Below are 18,962 nucleotides of genomic sequence, written 5' to 3' on the forward strand. Positions count from 1 at the left end.
ACCGAGGCATGAATCACAAAGTAGCGTTCAGCTTTGCCGACGGCAAAACCCTGTTCTTTCCCGTACAACCCAACGAGATCCTGCTCGACGCCGCCCTGCGCAACGGCATCAACATTCCCCTGGATTGCCGCGAAGGCGTCTGCGGCACCTGCCAGGGGCGCTGTGAATCCGGCGACTACAGCCAGGATTACGTGGACGAGGAAGCGCTCTCGAGCCTGGACCTGCAACAGCGCAAGATGCTCACCTGCCAGACGCGGGTCAAATCCGACGCGGCGTTCTATTTCGACTTCGCCTCCACCCTGTGCAACGCCTCGGGTCCAGATCAACTCAGCGCAACGGTGACCGACGTCAGGCAGATTTCTGCCAGCACCGCGATCCTGCACCTGGCCCTGGATACGACAACCCCGCTGGATTTTCTCCCGGGGCAATACGCCCGGTTGTCGATTCCGGGCACCGAGAGCAAGCGTTCCTACTCGTTTGCCAATCGGCCGAGCGAGCACAATCAACTGCAATTTTTGATTCGCCTGTTGCCCGACGGGGTGATGAGCAACTACATCCGTGAACGCTGCCAGGTGGGCGACGAAATCATGCTCGAGGCACCGCTGGGCGCGTTCTATCTGCGGCAGGTGGCCAAACCGCTGATCCTGGTGGCGGGTGGCACTGGGCTGTCGGCGCTGCTGGGCATGCTCGACGACCTCGCCGAACGCGGTTGCGCGCAGCCAGTGCACCTGTACTACGGCGTGCGCGACGCTGCCGACCTGTGCGAACGCGCACGGATCGAGGCCTATGCCGAACGCCTTCCGGGGTTTCGCTACACCGAAGTGGTCAGCGATCCATCGCCTCAGTGGACGGGCAAGCGCGGCTACATTGCCGAGCATTTCGACCTCAGTGAATTGCGCGACGCGCCGGTCGACATGTACGTCTGCGGCCCGCCGCCGATGGTCGAGTCGATCAAGGACTGGTTACAAAGCCAGGCACTGGACAGCGTTCACCTGTATTACGAAAAGTTCACCGAGAGTAATATCTGATCTTTCAAATCAGGCCTGACAACAATAACCAGAAGGGAACGAGATGGCGGATGAAATCTTGCAACAGGGCTCGCTCAAGCGGGGGTTGAAGAACCGGCACATTCAATTGATCGCCCTGGGTGGGGCGATTGGCACTGGGCTGTTCCTGGGCTCGGCAGGTGTGCTCAAGTCGGCCGGGCCGTCGATGATCCTCGGTTATGCGATTGCCGGGTTCATCGCTTTCCTGATCATGCGCCAGTTGGGCGAGATGATCGTCGAGGAGCCGGTGGCCGGTTCCTTCAGTCATTTCGCCCACAAGTACTGGAGCGGTTATGCCGGCTTCCTGTCCGGCTGGAACTACTGGGTGCTGTACGTGCTGGTGGGCATGGCCGAACTGACGGCCGTGGGCAAGTACGTGCAGTTCTGGTGGCCGGAGATCCCGACCTGGGTCAGCGCCGCGGTGTTCTTCGTCCTGGTCAACCTGATCAACACGATGAACGTCAAAGTCTTCGGCGAGATGGAGTTCTGGTTCGCGATCATCAAGGTCGTGGCGATCATCGGCATGATCGTCCTGGGCTGCTACATGCTGTTCAGCGGCACGGGCGGCCCGCAGGCGTCGGTCAGCAACCTGTGGAGCCACGGCGGTTTCTTCCCCAACGGCACCACCGGCTTGCTGATGTCGATGGCGTTCATCATGTTCTCCTTCGGTGGCCTGGAACTGGTCGGCATCACGGCCGCTGAAGCCAGCGAACCGAGGAAGGTGATCCCCAAGGCGATCAACCAGGTGGTTTATCGCGTGTTGATCTTCTACGTCGGCGCACTCACCGTGCTGCTGTCGCTGTACCCTTGGGATCAACTGCTGCAGACCCTCGGTGCGTCCGGCGATGCCTACAGCGGCAGCCCGTTCGTACAGATCTTCTCGCTGATCGGCAGCGAAACCGCCGCGCATATCCTCAACTTCGTGGTGCTCACCGCAGCGCTCTCGGTCTACAACAGCGGCGTCTACTGCAACAGCCGCATGCTCTACGGCCTGGCCGAACAGGGCGACGCACCCAAATCACTGATGAAACTGAACAAACAGGGCGTGCCTCTGCGGGCGCTGGGCATCTCGGCACTGATCACGATGCTGTCGGTGCTGGTCAACTACCTGGCGCCCCATGAAGCGCTGGAGTTGCTGTTCGCCCTGGTGGTCGCCTCGTTGATGATCAACTGGACGCTGATCAGCCTGACCCACCTGAAATTTCGCAAGATCATGGGCCAGCAAGGCATAGTGCCCGGCTTCAAGTCGTTCTGGTTTCCCTACAGCAACTACCTGTGCCTGGCCTTCATGGCCATGATCATCTGCGTGATGTGGATGATTCCGGGCATCCGCGCGTCGGTCATCGCCATCCCGGTGTGGGTGGCGATCATCTACCTGTTCTACCGGGTGCGCGTGGCGCGCGATCGCGGCTTGCCCGTCGCGCAATAATCCAATGCGCAACAAAAAGCCCCGGTATTCATTGAATGCCGGGGCTTTTTAATGCCTGTCAGGTCAAAGGGTCGAACGCACCCGCCACAATTCCGGGAACAGCACGGTATCGAGCATCTTGCGCAGGTAACCCACTCCTTCAGTGCCACCCGTGCCAGGCTGGAAGCCGATGATCCGCTCGACCGTGGTGACATGGCGGAAGCGCCACTGACGGAACGAATCTTCGAGGTCGATGAATTTCTCGGCCAGTTGATAGAGGTCCCAATAACGCGTCGGATCCTTGTAGACCACCCGCCAGGCCGCTTCGACCGAGGCGTCATGCTGCGTCGGGGCGCTCGGGTCACGCTCGAAACGCTGCGGGTCGATCGCCAGCCCGGCGTTGGCCATCAAGCGAATGGCTTCGTCATACAGCGAAGGCGTGGCGATGGCTTTTTCGAGTTCCTGCAACAGCTCCGGCCGATGGGCGTGGGGGCGCAACAGCGTCGCGCTCTTGTTACCCAGGATGAACTCGATTTCACGGTACTGGAACGACTGGAAGCCCGACGATTGCCCCAGGAAAGGCCTGATGGAGTGGTACTCGGTAGGCGTCATGGTGGCCAGCACCGTCCACGCATGTACCAACTGATCAAAGATCCGCGAGACCCGCGCCAGCATCTTGAAGGCCGGCGCCAGCTCACCCAGCCGAACGTGTTCGCGGGCGGCCTTGAGCTCGTGCAGCATCAGCTTCATCCACAGCTCGGAGGTCTGGTGCTGGATGATGAACAGCATCTCGTTATGGTCCGGCGACAACGGGTGCTGGGCGCTGAGAATACGCCCCAGGTCCAGGTAGTCGCCGTAGCTCATGGAGTCGGAAAAATTCAGCTCGGCGTTATGCCACTCCGCTGTCTGATTGGCAGGCGAATACGGACATTGGCTCATTGAACAGGCTCCTGATGTAGCGATGAATTCAGTGGACGCAAGATCGCCCTGACCGGGCTGGCGTCGAGGTTGGCAAATCGCAGTGGCAGCGCGATCAACTCGTAATCCCCTTCCGGGACGTCATCGAGCACGATGCCCTCCAGAATGGCCATGCCGTGACGCGCCACGGCGTTGTGCGCATCCATGGTCTTGGATTGCTGCGGATCCAGCGACGGCGTGTCGATACCGATCAGGCGCACGCCGAGACTGGCGAGCAGGTCGACGGTGTCTTTGCCGACCGCGGTGAATTCGGGGTCCCAGGTGGTCTGCGGCGCCTGTTGATAAGTACGCAGCAGCACGCGTTCGGGCAGGTTTGCCAAGCGACCTTGCAGTTGCCCGGGTTGCACCAGCGCGTCGCTATCCAGGCAATGCAGTACCCGGCAAGGCCCGATATAGACGTCGAGAGGCACATCGCCGATGGCCGCGCCGTCCTTGCTGTAGTGCAGCGGCGCGTCGACATGGGCGCCAGTGTGCGGCGACAGCGTGATGCGCCCGACATTCACCGGGCATTCAGGCCCCAGGGTCCAGACGCGTTCTTCCTGAAACGGCGTATCGCCCGGCCAGGTCGGTGTTGCGGTACTCAAGGGCGGGCTGATGTCCCACCACGACATTGTTTTTTTCATAACACAGCTCTCGGCCTTTTCCGAAGTGAATGATACGAGCGATGCCTGTGCATGTTCTTGCAAAAAACTTCGAAAAAGCCTGGGGCTTTCGCACAAACTGCCAGATATCGGTGATTTATGGAGTGGAAATATCAATGGCGCCACAGTCGCTGGCAGGCGTCGAGCCGCTGCGTTTCTGGATACCTCGATGTCGAGCACAGACAACTGGCGCCCGGGCAGGCCCTATAGGGTGCGACTTCAGTTCTCCCCAACGCCGGAGTCATCATGACCGCACCGATCACCGTTCTTCGCGACACCCACCCGCTGCCCGTACTCGATGCCTGCAAATGGGAAAAACTCGAAGGCGACCCGCACACCGTCAACCTCAACGCCTACACCAGCGAAGACGGCAGCAAGATCATGGGCACCTGGATCTGCACGCCGGGCAAGTGGTACGTGGAATACGTGAAGTGGGAATACTGCGATTTCCGCGAGGGCTACTGCATCATCACCCCTGAGGGAAAAGAGCCGATCCACCTGCGTGCCGGTGACATTTTTGTCGTTGAGCCGGGGATGAAAGGCACCTGGGAAGTGGTGGAAACCGTGCGCAAGTATTTCGTGTTTGCCTGATGCAAAAAAACCGGGAGATCACGCAATGTGATTTCCCGGTAAATGTCGATGCGCTTCTCTGTAGGAGCGAGCTTGCTCGCGAAAAACCTGAGAGCACCGCGGGGAGCCAGGCTTCCAGCGTTATCGTTGACGACCATCGCGAGCAAGCTCGCTCCTACAGGTTTTCAGCATGATTATTGCGGCTTGCGATAGCTGTTGATGATCGCCGAGAAGTCACTGCCGCCTTCCCCACGCAAACTCATCGCCTGATACAACTGTTGCGCCACCGCGCCCATTACCACCGGCTGGTGCGCCTGACGGGCCGCTTCAGTGGCCAGCCCCAGGTCCTTGAGCATCAGCTCGGCGCCAAAGCCCCCGGTATAGCCGCGCGAGGCCGGGGCCGTTTCGACGATGCCCGGCCACGGGTTGTACATCTCCGAACTCCAGCAACGCCCGGTGGAGCTGTTGATGATGCCCGCCAGCACCTTGGTGTCGATACCCAACGCATCACCCAGGGCCATGGCTTCGCTGACGCCGACCATGGAAATGCCCAGCAGCAGGTTGTTGCAGATCTTGGCGATTTGCCCGGTGCCGACTTCGCCGCAATGGACGATGTTGCGGCCCATCTGCGCCAGCACCGGTTGCAGGGTCGCGAACAGTTCCGGGGTCGCGCCGACCATGAACGTCAAGGTCCCTGCCGCGGCGCCACCGGTGCCACCGGAAACCGGCGCATCGGCCATGGCCACGCCCTGTTTGGCAGCGGCGGCGGCCACGTCACGGGCGGTCTGCGGATCGATGGTGCTGCAATCCACGGCTGGCACACCCTTGCCGATACCGGCGAGCACACCGTCTTCGCCCAGCCAGACGCTGCGCACATGCACGGCAGCCGGCAGCATGGTGATCACCAGTTCCGCGCCTTCTGCCGCCTCACGGGCCGAGGCGCTGATGCTGCCGCCCAGTTGCTCAAGCTCCGCCAGCACGGTTTTGTTCAGGTCGACCAGGCGCAGTGCATGGCCGGCCTTGATCAGGTTGCGCGCCATCGGCGCGCCCATGTTGCCGAGACCGATAAAAGCGATGTTCATGTCCGGCTCCTTAACGCAAGTTGATGGTGGTGTTCACACCGTCGTTGACGCTGTCGTCATCGAACCAGCGGCTGGTGACGGTCTTGGTCTGAGTGTAGAACTGCACCACTTGCTTGCCATACGGGCCGAGGTCGCCGAGCTTGGAACCACGGGAACCGGTGAAGCTGAAGAACGGCACTGGCACCGGGATCGGGATGTTGATGCCGACCTGGCCGACGTCGATTTCGTTCTGGAACTTGCGCGCCGCCGCACCGGATTGGGTGAACAGGCCGGTGCCGTTGCCGAACGGGTTGGCGTTGACCAGGGCGATGGCCTCGTCGAGGGTATTCACTTCCAGCACCACCAGCACCGGGCCGAAGATTTCCTGGGTGTAGATCTGCATGTCGGTGGTCACGCCGGAGAACAGGGTCGGGCCGACAAAGTTGCCCTTCTCGTAACCGGGAACCGTGATTTCGCGACCATCGAGCTCGAGTTTCGCGCCTTCCTTGATGCCGCTTTCGATCAGATCAAGAATTCGCTGTTTGGCTTTTTTGGAGATCACCGGGCCGACGTCGGTGCCCGGCTCGCTGCCGGCATTCACCGTCAGTTTCTGCGCCAGCGCCTTCAGGTCAGGCAGCCATTGCTTGGCCGCGCCCACCAGCACGACTACCGAGGTGGCCATGCAGCGTTGACCGGCTGCGCCAAAACCGGCGCCCACCAGCGCATTCAGCGCCTGTTCGCGATTGGCATCGGGCAGGACCACGGCGTGGTTCTTCGCGCCCATCATCGATTGCACGCGTTTGCCGTGCTTGCCGGCCAGGTCGTAGACGTGGGTGCCGACCGCCGTCGAACCGACGAAGGAAACGGCCTTGATGTCCTTGTGGGTGCAGAGCGCATCCACCACGTCCTTGCCACCATGCACGACGTTGAGCACGCCGGCCGGAACGCCGGCCTCGATGGCCAGCTCTACCAGCAGCATGGTCGACATCGGGTCCTGCTCGGACGGTTTGAGCACGAAGGTGTTGCCGCAGGCGATGGCCATCGGGAACATCCACAGCGGAATCATCGCCGGGAAGTTGAACGGGGTAATGCCGGCGCACACGCCGATCGGCTGACGCAGGGTGTAGGTATCGACACCGCCTGCGACGTTTTCAGCGAATTCGCCCATTTGCAGGCTGCCGATGGAGCAGGCGTGCTCGACCACTTCCAGGCCACGGAAAATGTCGCCCTCAGCGTCGGCAATGGTTTTGCCCTGCTCGGCGCTCAGGACCACGGCGATGCGCTTGGAGTGTTCACGGATCAACGCCTGGAGCTTGAGCATGATGCGCATCCGCGCGCCGATCGGCGTCAGCTTCCAGGTCTGGAAGGCGCGATGGGCTGCACTGATGGCCGCGTCGACTTCTTGAGCGGTGGCAAACGGCACCTTGGCCAGCACCTGTTGGGTGGCCGGGTTGATGATGTCGTGCCATTCGGTGGTCTGGGATTCGACCCACTCGCCGTCGATCAACAGCTTGACCTTTTGTACGGTAGTTTCGTTGGGCGTGAGCGAAGCGTTCATGTGGGTCTCCGGATGCTTGTTTTTATCTTGGGAGCCAAGGCGAGAAAGTCGCCTTGAGATGAGGCGTATGCCGCGAATTGGTGATCGGACTGTTTTTGGAGTATAGATGTGCAAACTTCTAATAAGAACGCACATAAAAGCCGGTCCAACATGCAAAAAAACATCACCTCTCTAGGCTCGCTGAACTGGGATGACCTCAAGTTTTTCCTCGAAGTCGCCCGCACCCGCAAGGCCAGCACCGCGGCCAAGCGCCTGGCCGTTGACTACACCACCGTGTCGCGGCGCATCAGTTCACTGGAAGCTTCGCTGGGCACCTTGCTGTTCGAGAAATCCCGGACCAGCGGTTTTGTCCTGACCGCCGAAGGCCAGCGTTTGCTGGGGTACGCCGAGTCGATCGAAAGCACGCTGCACATGGCCTGCGAGCAGGTGTCGGGCTCCGGGGTGGCGTTGTCCGGCCACGTGCGCATGGGCTGCACCGAAGGGTTCGGCAGCTTTTTCATTACCCCGCAACTGAGCCATTTCGTCGACGCCTATCCGGCGATCTCGGTGGACATCCTCCCGCTGCCGCACTTCATCAGCCTGTCCAAGCGCGAAGCCGACATCGTCATCGCCCTGGAACGCCCGGAACACGGGCCTTACGTATGCTGCAAACTGACCGACTACCGCCTGCAGCTGTACGCGACCCAGGAATACCTCGACAAACACCCGGCCATCCGCCGCCCGGCCGACCTGGGCAAGCATTCGTTCATCAGTTATGTCGACGACCTGGCGTTCAGCTCCGAGCTGCTGTACCTGGCCAACGTACTCCCCGGCGCCAGCGCCAATCTGCGCAGTACCAGCGTGATCGCGCAGTTCGTGGCCGCGCAGCAAGGGCGATCGCTGGCCATCCTGCCGTGTTTCCTCGCCGCCCAGGACCCACGGTTGCTGGCGGTGTTGCCGCAGGAGATCAACATCACCCGGCAGTTCTGGATGTACTGCCGCGAGGACCTGCGCAAGCTCAAGCGGATCACCCTGTTGTGGGATTACATCCGCGCGGTGACTGAGCAGAACCAGGCGCTGTTGATGGGGGACAGTCGGCAAATGCTGTTTGCCGACTGAGGTTCTTCAAGGAATCAGGTAGCGCCAACCTTTAAGTTGGAACGGGTTGGCCAGCGACTTTCCTGGACAATGTCTTACCAAAAGCAATCCACCACTTTTCATAATAGAAAGTCGAGATATGCGCGGTCATGAAAATGGCGGCGAACAACAACGGACGCTTCAAATATTTTATGACGGTATCTCCGCTACCCAGCCAGGTATGTGCCAGCAGTGGATGAACAACGTAGAGCGCGTAGGAAATGGTGGCGATATAAAACAGAACGCGATTATTCAGAACCTGGGCAACAATGCGTGTCTGGCCATTGACTAACGTGCTCCCCACCATGGCGGCGGCAATATAGGGGCGCAGGTAGTTCATGAAGCCGCCGTCAGGATGACTGGAAACAACAAAAAGGAGGAACAAAACTATTTGCACAACCCATATTGGTTGCGGAAGTTTCACAAAGGTGCTGCCCACTCTTTTGTGGTATATCAGTGCAAGTAAACAGCCAGAAAGTATTTCATCAATGCGGTAATAGGTGTTGATCACGACATGGGCATCATTCATGACCCGGTAGGTCGTGACGGCGATGGCGAATACAGGAATCATCACCATCCACTTTTTCCGCATCATGACTACCAGCAAAGCGATGGCAACATAAAACTGGACCTCCATGCACAAACTCCATAGATGCCCGTTTACATTGCCAAGCCACATGGGCGGCCAGTTGGCATAGAACAGAAAGTTTGCGAGGTAGTAATCCGGAGGGCTGCTCATGATCGGCAAGACAATTGCCATGTACAACCAGGCAAGAGGCACAATCCGAAAGAACCTGCGAATCAAGAAATCAATGACGCTGTCGTTCTTGAGCAGGAAACTTGTTATCAGGAAACCCGACAGGGTAAAAAATATAGCCATGCCCATAACCCCTGCAGCGGAATTCAATTGCAGGATCTTTGGGCCGAGTGGTAGCAGGTGACACGCCAGGACAAGCAATATACTTATGCCGCGCCATCCATCAAGTACATTTAATCGAGAGTGTGCTACGGAACCATCACTCATATTGGCATTCGCTCTTTGGATATGAAAACCCAATAGTCGCAGCGCTGAAAATCTCATGAAGCCAGACCATTCAAGCCTGAGTCTAGGTCAGCTTTTGCACTTTACACTTCACACCATGATAAAATTTTGTCGCGAGCAATTGGTTAAATCACTGTTTTTTTGACGGTACTTTCATGGCGTGAAGTGAATCGTCCACTTTTTGGCAGATGCGCTGCGAGCGCTATCAGTCGATCCCCTCCTTGAGCTCCAGCATCAACCCACTCAAGCGTTTGACCCGGCGTCGCACCGCTTCTTCGAAGACGCCGGCCCGAGGTTCGATCAAGGTGAACCAGTCCTTGGCCCGGGTGATGCCGGTGTAGATCAGCTCCTTGGTGAGCACCGGGTTCAGGGCATCGGGCAGGATCAAGGCGGTGTGGGCGAATTCCGAGCCCTGGGATTTGTGCACGGTCATGGCGTACACGGTTTCGACATCATTGAGACGACTGGGCAGTACAAATCGCACGCCGCCCTGGCCGTCGTTCCTCGGGAACGCGACCCGCAGCACAAGCTTCCCGGCCTCGGGGCCCTCGCGTTCGGGAAGCTTGAGGGCGATGCCGATGTCGCCATTCATCAGGCCCAGGCCGTAATCGTTGCGGGTCATCAGCACCGGCCGGCCTTCGTACCACTGCTGGTCGCTGTCGATCAGCCGCGCCTTGAGCAAGGCGTCGGTCACCCGCTGGTTCAAGCCTTCGACGCCCCACGGCCCTTTGCGCACGGCGCATAACAACTGGAACGCGTCGAACGCCTGCAGGACCTGCCGAGCCCAATCGGTCCAGCGCGGGTCTTCCAGTGGGCAATCCAGCGGTGGGCGCTGATTGCGCAGCAGGCTCAAGTAATACCGGTATCCTTGCGGCCCCTCACCATGACCTTCGAGCAACAGGCGCTCCAGTGCCCGATCCTGTTCATTTTTGAGCGACAGGCAGAACACATCGTCGTGGCTGCGCGCCGCCAGCAATTTGCGGGCTTGCGCGGGCTGTTGCTGGTTCACCCAGCGGGCCAGCTGACCAATGCCGCTTCCTTCGCCGAAGCGCCGCGAGTGGCGCAACATCACCACTTGCTGGGCGAGCGGATGGGAACCCTGGGTGTCTTCCTGCAACCCACTCGCTTCGAGGCTCTCGCCACTGACGGCCTGCAGCCATTGGCGAGTCTGCGGGCTGTACCAACCCGCCTCGGCGTCGCGACACAGATCGCCCAGCACGGCACCGGCCTCCACCGATGCCAACTGGTCCTTGTCACCCAGCAGCACCAGGCGGGCATGGGCCGGCAGCGCATCGAGCAGGTTGGCCATCATTTCCAGGTCGATCATCGACGCTTCGTCCACCACCAGCACATCCAGCGGCAAGTGATTGCCGGCGTGGTGACGGAAATGTCGGGTCCCCGGGCGGCTGCCGAGCAGGCGGTGCACGGTGGTGACATCGGAGGGGATTTTTTCGCGGATGGCTTCCGTGACTTTCAGCGTCCGCACTTGCGCACTGATGGATTCGGTCAGCCGCGCCGCGGCCTTGCCGGTTGGCGCGGCCAGGCGAATGCGCAGCGGCTTGCCCGCCTCTACCGCCGGCGCCTGGAGCAACGCGAGCAAGCGCACCACCGTGGTGGTCTTGCCGGTGCCCGGACCGCCGGTGACGATACTGAACGCGCTGCGAGTGGCGAGGGCGCAGGCCAGTTTCTGCCAGTCGATGACCTCACCGGGCCTGGCCGGGCCAAACAGACCGGTCAGGCGTTGCAACAGATCCTGGGGGGCGTCTTCCTGCCCCGCCAGACGCTCACGCAACGCATTGTCGATGCGTCGCTCGTAGGCCCAGTAGCGCCGCAGGTACAGGCGTTTGCCGGCCAACACCAGGGGCCGCTGCTGCACGTTGTCGCGCTCGTCCGCGGCCAGGGCAACCAGGCTGCTGGATGCCAGCACCTTGCACCAATGGGCGCCATCCAGGGTTTCCAGCAGCTGCGAAGGCAGCAACATCGCACCACCTTGCGGGTCGCCTTCCGGAGGCAGCGACAGGGCGAAGTCCGGCTCCTTGAGCGTCTCGAACAGGTCCAGGCAGACATGCCCGTGGCCCAACTGGTGACTGGTCAATGCCGCCGCCAGCAGCACCAGCGGGTCATCGGCCGGTGCCAGCTCGTGAAGAAAGCCGACGAAGGCCTTGTCCAGTGCGCGCAACCAGCCACGCTCGACCCAGCGCGAGAGCAGCAGCAACAGGTCTTCGGCACGACTCAATGGGCTGAGTTGCGCCAGGCTCTCGGCAGTCAGCGGCGTCGCCAGCACATCGGCGAAGGTACGGTTCATAGCAGTACTCCCTGTTCCCAGGCCGGTTCGACCCTGGGCTGCGGTTTGCCTTGGAACAGGCGGTCCAGTTGCTCGATCAGCGCCCGGGGCGGACGGGCGAAATACACGCCCTGGTTCGGCGCACGCGTGCCCCGCAGGAACAGGTACAGCGCACCGCCGACATGCCGGTCGTAATCGTAATCGGCCAGCCGCGCCTTGAGCTGGCGATGCAGGGCCAGCAGGTACAGCACGTATTGCAGGTCGTAGCGGTTGTCGAGGATCGACTGCTCCATGGCCTGTTCGGTATAGGCCGCGTCGTCAACTCCGAGCCAGTTGGATTTGTAGTCGGCGACGTAGTAGCGGCCATCATGCTCGAACGTCAGGTCGATGAAGCCCTTGAACATGCCATTGAGCAACACAGGTTCCGCGGCCACCCGCGGCACACCGTTGTGGGTGTATTGGCAGACCAGGGCATCGAGCTTGAGCACATCGACCTTGTGGCTGGCGAACCAGAATTCCATCTCGACCTGGTACTGGGTCAACTGCGCGAAAATCACCGGTGCCTGGTCGCTAGCCACAGGCAACGGCGACTTGAGCAGGTGCTGCAACCATTCACTCAGCGTGGTGATCCAGCCTTCCCAGCCTCGGCGATTGCAGCGCCGGCCAATCGCATCCTCCACCGCCTGCGGGGTGGCGGCAAACCCTTCGCCACCGGCCCATTCGAGCAAGCCATGGAGAAAGGTGCCCGGGTTCGGGCCACGGGGGAATCGATGGATATCGGCACCGCCCGCCACCATCTCGCGGGGGGCGTGTGGGTCGAGACGTTCGTCGTCGAAGAGTTTCTGTGCCTGCGGACTTTCCGGCGCCTGATCACTGCCGATGCTCAGGCTGTCGCCAATACGCAAGGCGCTGTAGGAGGCAATCCACCAGTTTTCACTGGCCTTGCGTTGCACCGTCAACGGCGCCAGCAACGCCGCGGTGTTCTGCGGGGGATGGTAAGACTCGAGGGTGGCCTCGGGCATTTCGCCGTAGCCGATCGCCGGACAGCCCTGTTGCAGGTCCCGTAACCAGGCCTGCAAACCCGCCGACTCGTTCAGGCAGGCACCGCCGCCCAACAGATACCCCAGCGCCGACAGGTGCAGCACCGAGCTGTTGTTGTTGCCGCGCTTGAGATCCGCCACGCCCAACCAGCAGGCGTGTTGCGCCCGGGTCAGGGCCACGTACAGCAGGCGCAGGTCTTCGGCCAGACGCTCGTCATCGGCCTGGGCAATCAGTTCGGGCGTGGGGCTCAGGGTTACCTGGGCCTTGCCCGTGGCGTCGTGGTAATGCAATGGCAGGCGGCTGCCATCCACCGGTTTCGCTGAGCAAATGAACGGCAGGAATACCAACGGGTACTCAAGCCCCTTGGACTTGTGGATGGTCACGACCTTGACCAGTTGCTCGTCGCTTTCCAGGCGCAGGATCTGCTCTTCACCGGCCTGGCCCGACAACGCCAGGTGCTCGGACAAATGCCGGATCAAGGCCTGCTCGCCGTCCAGTTCGGCGGCTGCCTGTTGCAGCAACTCGGACAGGTGCAACAGGTTGGTCAGCACTCGCTCGCCATCGCTGCGCGCCATCAATGCCTGGGGCAGCTTGAAGTCATGCAGCAAGCGGCGCAGCATCGGCAACACGCCCTGCTTGCGCCACAGCTCGCGATAACGGCGGAACTGCATGACCCGGGATTCCCAGGCCAGTTCGTCCTGGTTCAACTGCTCCAGTTCGGACAATGACAGGTTCAGCGTGATGCTGGCCAATGCCGCCCGCAGCGGCCGCTCGACGTCCGGCTCGGCGCAGGCCTTGAGCCAGGTGAGTACATCGTGGGCTTCCTGCGCGGCGAACACCGAGTCCTTGTCCGACAGATAAACGCTGCGCACGCCGCGGGCAGAGAGCTCGGCACGCACCGCCTGGGCCTCCTTGCCGTCACGCACAAGGATGGCAATGTCCGCCGGCATCAGGCCTTTGAGCACCTGGTCGTCACGCACGAACCCCGCCAGGCCTTGTTGCCCGCCATTGAGCAAGGCAGTGATTTCACTGGCACAGGCGGCGGCCAGTTGTTGCCGATAGACCGCGCCGGACATCGGCTGCTCGGCCGCCAGGTGCCAGATGTTCAACGCCGGGACTGCCTGCTGATTGATGCGCAGGACTTCCTTGCGCCCCTGGGACTCGACGGGCAGGAACGGCACCGGGTTGTCGCCATTTTTTTCCCGGAACAGAAAGGCCCCACGCCCCGACTCGCGGGACTCGGCACAGTCGAATACATGGTTCACGGCACTGACCATGCCATGGCTCGAACGGAAGTTGGTGCCCAGGGTGTGCAGGCGGCCCGTGGTGGCCTGGCGGGCGCGCAGGTAGGTGTAGATGTCGGCGCCGCGGAAGGCGTAGATCGCCTGCTTCGGGTCACCGATCAGGAACAGTCCGCTGTCGGGGCTGTTGTCTTCAATGCGGTAGATGCTCTCGAAGATCCGGTACTGCACCGGGTCGGTGTCCTGGAATTCGTCGATCAACGCCACCGGGAACTGCTCGCGGATCAAGGTCGCCAGGCGCTCGCCGCCGTCGCTTTGCAGCGCCGCGTCCAGGCGCAGCAACATGTCGTCGAAACCCATTTCAGCACGGCGGCGCTTTTCCTCTTCGAAGCGCGCGCCTACCCAGTGGGCAGCGTGTTGCAGCACAGCGGCATCGGGTGTCGGCAAACCATCGAGGCAGGCCTTTAGCCCGGGCATGGCGTCCAGGCCTGGATGGTCCGGCGCGGGGCCCTTCTTCCAGGCTTCCGCCATGCCGTCGGGGGTCAGGCGGGTGAAGCCGGTGCCGATGTCCAGTTGCTCGAGGGCCTCGTCTTCGGCCCAGGCTTTGATTTTCTCGAACCAGGGCTCGAAATACCGTGCCTGCATCTTGCGCCCGTCGACACTCTTGCTGGCGACACCTTCGTGACACAGGGCCAGCAGCTCGTCGGCCCACTGGCGCCACGGCATCTTGAGCTCAAGCAGGGCGACTCGGCGCTCCTGCAGACATTCGTTGATCAGTTGCGCCGGCTCAACACCGGCGAGAGTGTCACGCGCGCTGGCGAACAGCCCGCGGATCCGCGGCAACAAGGCCGCCGGTCCGCCCCAATTGCCGCGCACCCAGTTCAACGCATCGCCCTGCATCGGATAACAGAACAGCCGCCAGTAATCGCGCAGCACTTCACCGAGCAGATCGCTGTGGTCGGTTTCCAGGGTCTGGGTAAACAGGCTGCCGCTGTCGAAAGCGTGCTCGCGCAACATACGCTGACACCAACTGTGGATGGTCGACACCGCCGCCTCATCCATCCATTGCGCGGCGATGTCCAGGCGATTGGCGCACCCGGGCCACTGATCGGGTGCGTACTCTTCGCGCAGCTGGTTGATCAGCGCGTCTGGGGCCGGCGTTTCCTCGCGGAAAAACCGCGCGGCTTCGGCCAGGCGCGTGCGAATGCGTTCGCGCAGCTCTTTGGTGGCGGCATCGGTAAAGGTCACCACGAGGATTTGCGGCGGCAGCAGTTCACGGCCGAAACCACAAGGCTCTCCACCGTGGCCAAGGACCAGGCGCAGGTACAGCGCGGAAATGGTGAAGGTCTTGCCGGTCCCGGCACTGGCCTCGATCAGTTGACTGCCACGCAGCGGGAACGCCAGGGCCAAGGGGGTCTGGGTGGTCATGGGCGGGGCTCCTCGCTGGACACTGAACGCCAAGGGGCCTCAAGCAGCGGTCGATACAGGGCGTCACACCAATCGGCGAACGTTTCGTCGGCGACCAGGGCGTCGTAATCGGCGAATTGACGCGCGAGCGCCACGCTTTCGCGGCGCTCGCCGTCGGTGGTCAAGCCATCACCTTCGTAGGCCTTGCGCGCGGCGGCCTGGGCTTTGAGCGCGTCGGTCTGGCCGAGCCAGGCAAAGGCGGTCTTGACCGCGATCGGCAGGGGTTGGCGCATGCCCGCTTGCCAGGCCTGCAACAGATCGCCCAGGGTTCGCAAAGCACGCTCCCGGGCAATCGGCTCGAGTATCAGGCTGTCGTCACTGGCCACCAGGGCCGTGGTCATCGCCATGCCGCTGGCGCACGCCACCAGGTGGTTGACCCACGGCCGCGTCAGCCGATGCCATTTTCGCGACTTGATCGAACCGATGCTGTTGGGGATCGTCGTGACCGACAGCAAGCCGCCGTCGGCACGTTGGTGCAGGCCACTGAGCCAACCCTCGATGCGCAGGCCATCCACTTGCAAATTGACTGGCAGGGCGCTGGTCAGGGGCGTTGGCCATAAGGCCAGAAGCTGTTGATAACGCGCGAGCAAATCCGGCAAGGGTTCGATCAACTCCCGTTGCAGGCATTCGCCAAACCCCGCCATGGGCAGCAGCCCGCTGTTTTGCAGGCGACTGGCCTGCGCCTCCAGCACCCGTTCGGAGTTATCCAGGTCTGCCAGTGCGGCGCCGAGCAAACTGTCGCTCAGGCTATAGCGTTGCAAGGCATCGAGGACAAAGGGCTCTTCATCGGCCAAAGGCACTTCGGCGGCCTCGAAGAACACCTTCAGGCGCTGACTGAAGAAATGACGCACCGGGTTGCGCAGGAAATCCTGTAGTTGTCCCAGACTCAGCGGTTCCTCCTGGACGTGGGCATCCAGTAGCTCGCTGACAGGCGCCTGCCCGCTGGCTTGATGGAGCACCTGCCACTCGCTGGCATAGCTGAACAAGGCATCGCCCTGGTGGAAGTAACGGGCGCTGAAGGGTTGCAGCGGGTGCTCCTGGGTCAGGGCTTCGAGTAGGTCCTCCTCGGCATCGACCAATCGCCAACCGCTGGCCAGATGGTCCCGAAGCTGGCCGATGAGCACCGATGCCGGGCGCTCGCTGTTATCGCGGATGCTGCGACCGACCCAACTGACATAGAGCTGCTCGCGCGCCGACAGCAATGCTTCCAGCAGCAAATAGCGGTCATCCTCACGTCGCGAGCGATCGCCGGGGCGGTAGTCGCTGCCCATGAGGTCGAAATCCAGCGGCGGCTGTGCCCGCGGGTAGTCGCCATCGTTCATCCCCAGCAGGCACACCAGCTTGAACGGGATCGCGCGCATGGGCATCAAGGTGCAGAAGTTGACCGCACCGGCCAGAAAGCGCTGAGACAAGCGCCCCTGATCGAGACCGGCGAGCCAGGCTTCACGGACGACGGTCAGGGTCAGCTCGTCGTGCAAGCCAACTGACTCACAGTTTTCGAGCCAGGTTTCGCGCAAGGTTTCCAGCTGCGTGAGCAAATACTCGTCGTGCTCGTTGCTGGCCTGGAAGAACAGTGCCACCAATGCCTGCAAACGCAGGCTCCATTGCTGCGGCGATGCCGGTCGAGTGAGTTCGTGGTGGGCGATTTCCAGGGCATCCAGCAGCGCAACCAGTGGGCCGATGAGCGCGGCATCCAGGCCACCGATCTCGTCGTAGGGTTCGATGCCGCCACAGGCGCCGGAACTGCCAACGGCGTAGCCAAGCAACATCCGCCGCAGGCCAAAACGCCAACTGTTCTGCTCCAGTGCCTCAGGCAGGCCCAGGCCGGCACGCTGCTCGGCATTCATCCCCCAGCGGATTCCTGCCCCTTCGATCCAGCGGTGCAGGGTTGGCAGGTCACGCTCCTCTACGCCGAAGCGCTCCCTTAGCGCAGGGACGTCGAGCAGGTCGAGAATCTCGCTCACCGGGAAACGGCTGTCTGGCAGCTTGAGCAGATGTTCGACCGCGATCAGCAACGGATCACGGCCGCGCTGGCCCTGGTCGGCGAGAGTGAAGGGTATGAAGCGCGGATCGTGGCGCTCCAGCTGGCCGAACACCGCGCGAATGTGCGGGGCATAGGCATCGATGTCCGGGACCATGACAATCACGTCCCTGGGCCGCAATAGCGGATCGGCGCTGAAGCGCGCGAGCAACTGATCGTGCAGGATCTCCACTTCGCGCTGGGCGCTGTGGGCAACGTGGAAGCGGATCGACGAGTCTTTCTTCAAGTCCACGGCCGGCCAGCATTCACGGGTTTCACCCAGCGGACGCAACTCAAGGATGTCGTCCTGCAACTGGTTGAGCATGTGCAGTGGCTGGCTGTCACTGAACAGGTCGATGCGACCGTCACGAAACGCCGAACGATAGCTGTTGGGATCGTCGTAGCTGTCGAGCAGGTTGATGTAGTCCCGCCCCTGCTTGCCCCATGCCGCGAGTAACGGATGGGCGTGTTGATGCAGGGTTTGCGGGTCGAGCACGCCCGGCATGCCGCTCTTGCGCGCCTGCCGTTTGTATTGATGGCGCAGCAGGTCCTTGTCGGCGACGATGTCCGCCCAATGGTGACGACAGGGATTGTGCACGCACAGCAGCACCTGGCTGAATCTAGCCAGACCGGCCAGGGCTTCCAGGGCTTGAGCGGGCAGGGAGGAAATGCCGAATACAATGACCCGTGACGGTAATCCGGTAGGAGCCACGTCGAGGCTGTTGATGCGTTCGATAAACCGCTGATGCACGCCGGCCCGGCTTTGCGCCATCCCTGCTGCACCGACATCCAGCAACAGTGCACGCCACAACTCCGCCTGCCAGGCATTGGCCGCGGTCAGCGGCTTGGCTTCGCCCCTGCCGTTGCGTAACTGGTGACGACCTTCGGCCCAGTCTTCGAGCCAATCGGCGCGGTACACCTGGTACTGGTCGAACAGATCTGCCAGGCGCTCAGCCAATTGATAGCGTTTGCGCAAATCGGTGTCATGGGTGAGAAAGCGCTGTAGCGGCTCGAAGTGCGGCTGATCGATCAACTGCGGCAGCAGGCGCATCAGGCGCCAGGTCAGGGGGGCTTTATCCAGCAGCGACTTGGCCGGAATGTCGTCGCGCCCCAGGACCATCCGATAGAGCTGCCACATGAAACTGCCAGGCAATTGCACGTCGATGGCGGCGGCGATCCCGCAGCCGCCCATGTCGTCATCCTCAGCGTCTTCGGCCAGTGCCAGCTTCAGCCACTGGGCAATGCCGTTGCTCTGCACCAGGGCGATTTCATTTTCCAGGGGAGCCAGCGGGTAGCGCCGCATCCAGCTCACTACCAGGCTGCGTAACTCGTCCAGGCGATTGCCATGAACCACCATAAAACCAGCACTGAGGGACGTTGCGTCCGGCATAAAGGCTTCCTTGGAAAGCGCAAATCGAGGGAGGACTTTAGCATTGAAGGCGACTTGCTTCATGGTAGGAGCGAGCTTGCTCCTACAGGAAAAGCGGGC

Annotated in this window: 12 protein-coding genes; 4 read left to right on the forward strand and 8 right to left on the reverse strand. The window is 61.6% G+C overall.

What is annotated here, in order from left to right; genetic code table 11:
• The first annotated feature begins 8 nt into the window (after window positions 1-8).
• Both antC and NPS56_RS07615 read left to right on the forward strand, forming a co-directional pair.
• On the forward strand, window positions 9-1,028 hold the full coding sequence (gene antC, locus NPS56_RS07610) for an anthranilate 1,2-dioxygenase electron transfer component AntC (RefSeq protein ID WP_274074124.1): 1,020 nt from the start codon (window positions 9-11) through the stop codon (window positions 1,026-1,028).
• Between the two features lie 43 nt (window positions 1,029-1,071).
• Window positions 1,072-2,475, forward strand: a complete 1,404-nt coding sequence (locus tag NPS56_RS07615) for an amino acid permease (RefSeq protein ID WP_274074125.1) — start codon at window positions 1,072-1,074, stop codon at window positions 2,473-2,475.
• Window positions 2,476-2,538: 63 nt separating this feature from the next.
• Here NPS56_RS07615 and kynA read toward each other — a convergent pair whose 3' ends face one another.
• Window positions 2,539-3,393, reverse strand: a complete 855-nt coding sequence (kynA, locus tag NPS56_RS07620) for a tryptophan 2,3-dioxygenase (protein WP_274074126.1) — start codon at window positions 3,391-3,393, stop codon at window positions 2,539-2,541.
• Window positions 3,390-4,055: an arylformamidase gene (gene kynB, locus NPS56_RS07625; RefSeq protein WP_274074127.1), complete on the reverse strand. Its 666-nt coding sequence runs from the start codon at window positions 4,053-4,055 to the stop codon at window positions 3,390-3,392. The genes kynA and kynB overlap by 4 nt, the downstream gene beginning before the upstream one ends.
• Before the next feature lie 264 nt (window positions 4,056-4,319).
• Between kynB and NPS56_RS07630 the strand changes: the two genes are divergently transcribed.
• Window positions 4,320-4,664, forward strand: coding sequence for a cupin domain-containing protein (locus NPS56_RS07630; protein ID WP_274074128.1), 345 nt, complete (start codon window positions 4,320-4,322; stop codon window positions 4,662-4,664).
• A gap of 173 nt (window positions 4,665-4,837) precedes the next feature.
• Here the strand turns inward: NPS56_RS07630 and mmsB are convergent, their stop codons facing one another.
• Together mmsB and NPS56_RS07640 are read right to left on the reverse strand one after the other, a co-directional pair.
• Window positions 4,838-5,725, reverse strand: coding sequence for a 3-hydroxyisobutyrate dehydrogenase (gene mmsB, locus NPS56_RS07635; protein WP_274074129.1), 888 nt, complete (start codon window positions 5,723-5,725; stop codon window positions 4,838-4,840).
• Window positions 5,726-5,735: 10 nt separating this feature from the next.
• Complete coding sequence (locus NPS56_RS07640; protein WP_274074130.1) at window positions 5,736-7,262, reverse strand: CoA-acylating methylmalonate-semialdehyde dehydrogenase; 1,527 nt, start codon at window positions 7,260-7,262, stop codon at window positions 5,736-5,738.
• A 150-nt stretch (window positions 7,263-7,412) separates the two neighbouring features.
• Here NPS56_RS07640 and NPS56_RS07645 point away from each other — a divergent pair, with 150 nt between their 5' ends.
• Window positions 7,413-8,360, forward strand: coding sequence for a LysR family transcriptional regulator (locus NPS56_RS07645; protein ID WP_274074131.1), 948 nt, complete (start codon window positions 7,413-7,415; stop codon window positions 8,358-8,360).
• A gap of 31 nt (window positions 8,361-8,391) precedes the next feature.
• Here the strand turns inward: NPS56_RS07645 and NPS56_RS07650 are convergent, their stop codons facing one another.
• From NPS56_RS07650 to recC, 4 genes are all read right to left on the reverse strand, one after another.
• Window positions 8,392-9,402: an acyltransferase family protein gene (locus NPS56_RS07650; protein ID WP_274074132.1), complete on the reverse strand. Its 1,011-nt coding sequence runs from the start codon at window positions 9,400-9,402 to the stop codon at window positions 8,392-8,394.
• Between the two features lie 223 nt (window positions 9,403-9,625).
• Window positions 9,626-11,725, reverse strand: a complete 2,100-nt coding sequence (gene recD / locus NPS56_RS07655) for an exodeoxyribonuclease V subunit alpha (protein ID WP_274074133.1) — start codon at window positions 11,723-11,725, stop codon at window positions 9,626-9,628.
• The gene (gene recB / locus NPS56_RS07660; protein WP_274074134.1) at window positions 11,722-15,414 is read right to left on the reverse strand and encodes an exodeoxyribonuclease V subunit beta; all 3,693 of its coding nucleotides are present in this window, start codon (window positions 15,412-15,414) and stop codon (window positions 11,722-11,724) included. Before recB ends, recD begins: the two co-directional genes overlap by 4 nt.
• The gene (gene recC / locus NPS56_RS07665) at window positions 15,411-18,863 is read right to left on the reverse strand and encodes an exodeoxyribonuclease V subunit gamma (RefSeq protein ID WP_274074135.1); all 3,453 of its coding nucleotides are present in this window, start codon (window positions 18,861-18,863) and stop codon (window positions 15,411-15,413) included. Before recC ends, recB begins: the two co-directional genes overlap by 4 nt.
• Window positions 18,864-18,962 lie beyond the last annotated feature (99 nt).

The sequence above is a fragment of the Pseudomonas putida genome, from assembly GCF_028682635.1.
In the GTDB taxonomy this organism is placed as follows: Bacteria; Pseudomonadota; Gammaproteobacteria; order Pseudomonadales; family Pseudomonadaceae; genus Aquipseudomonas; species Aquipseudomonas putida_AE.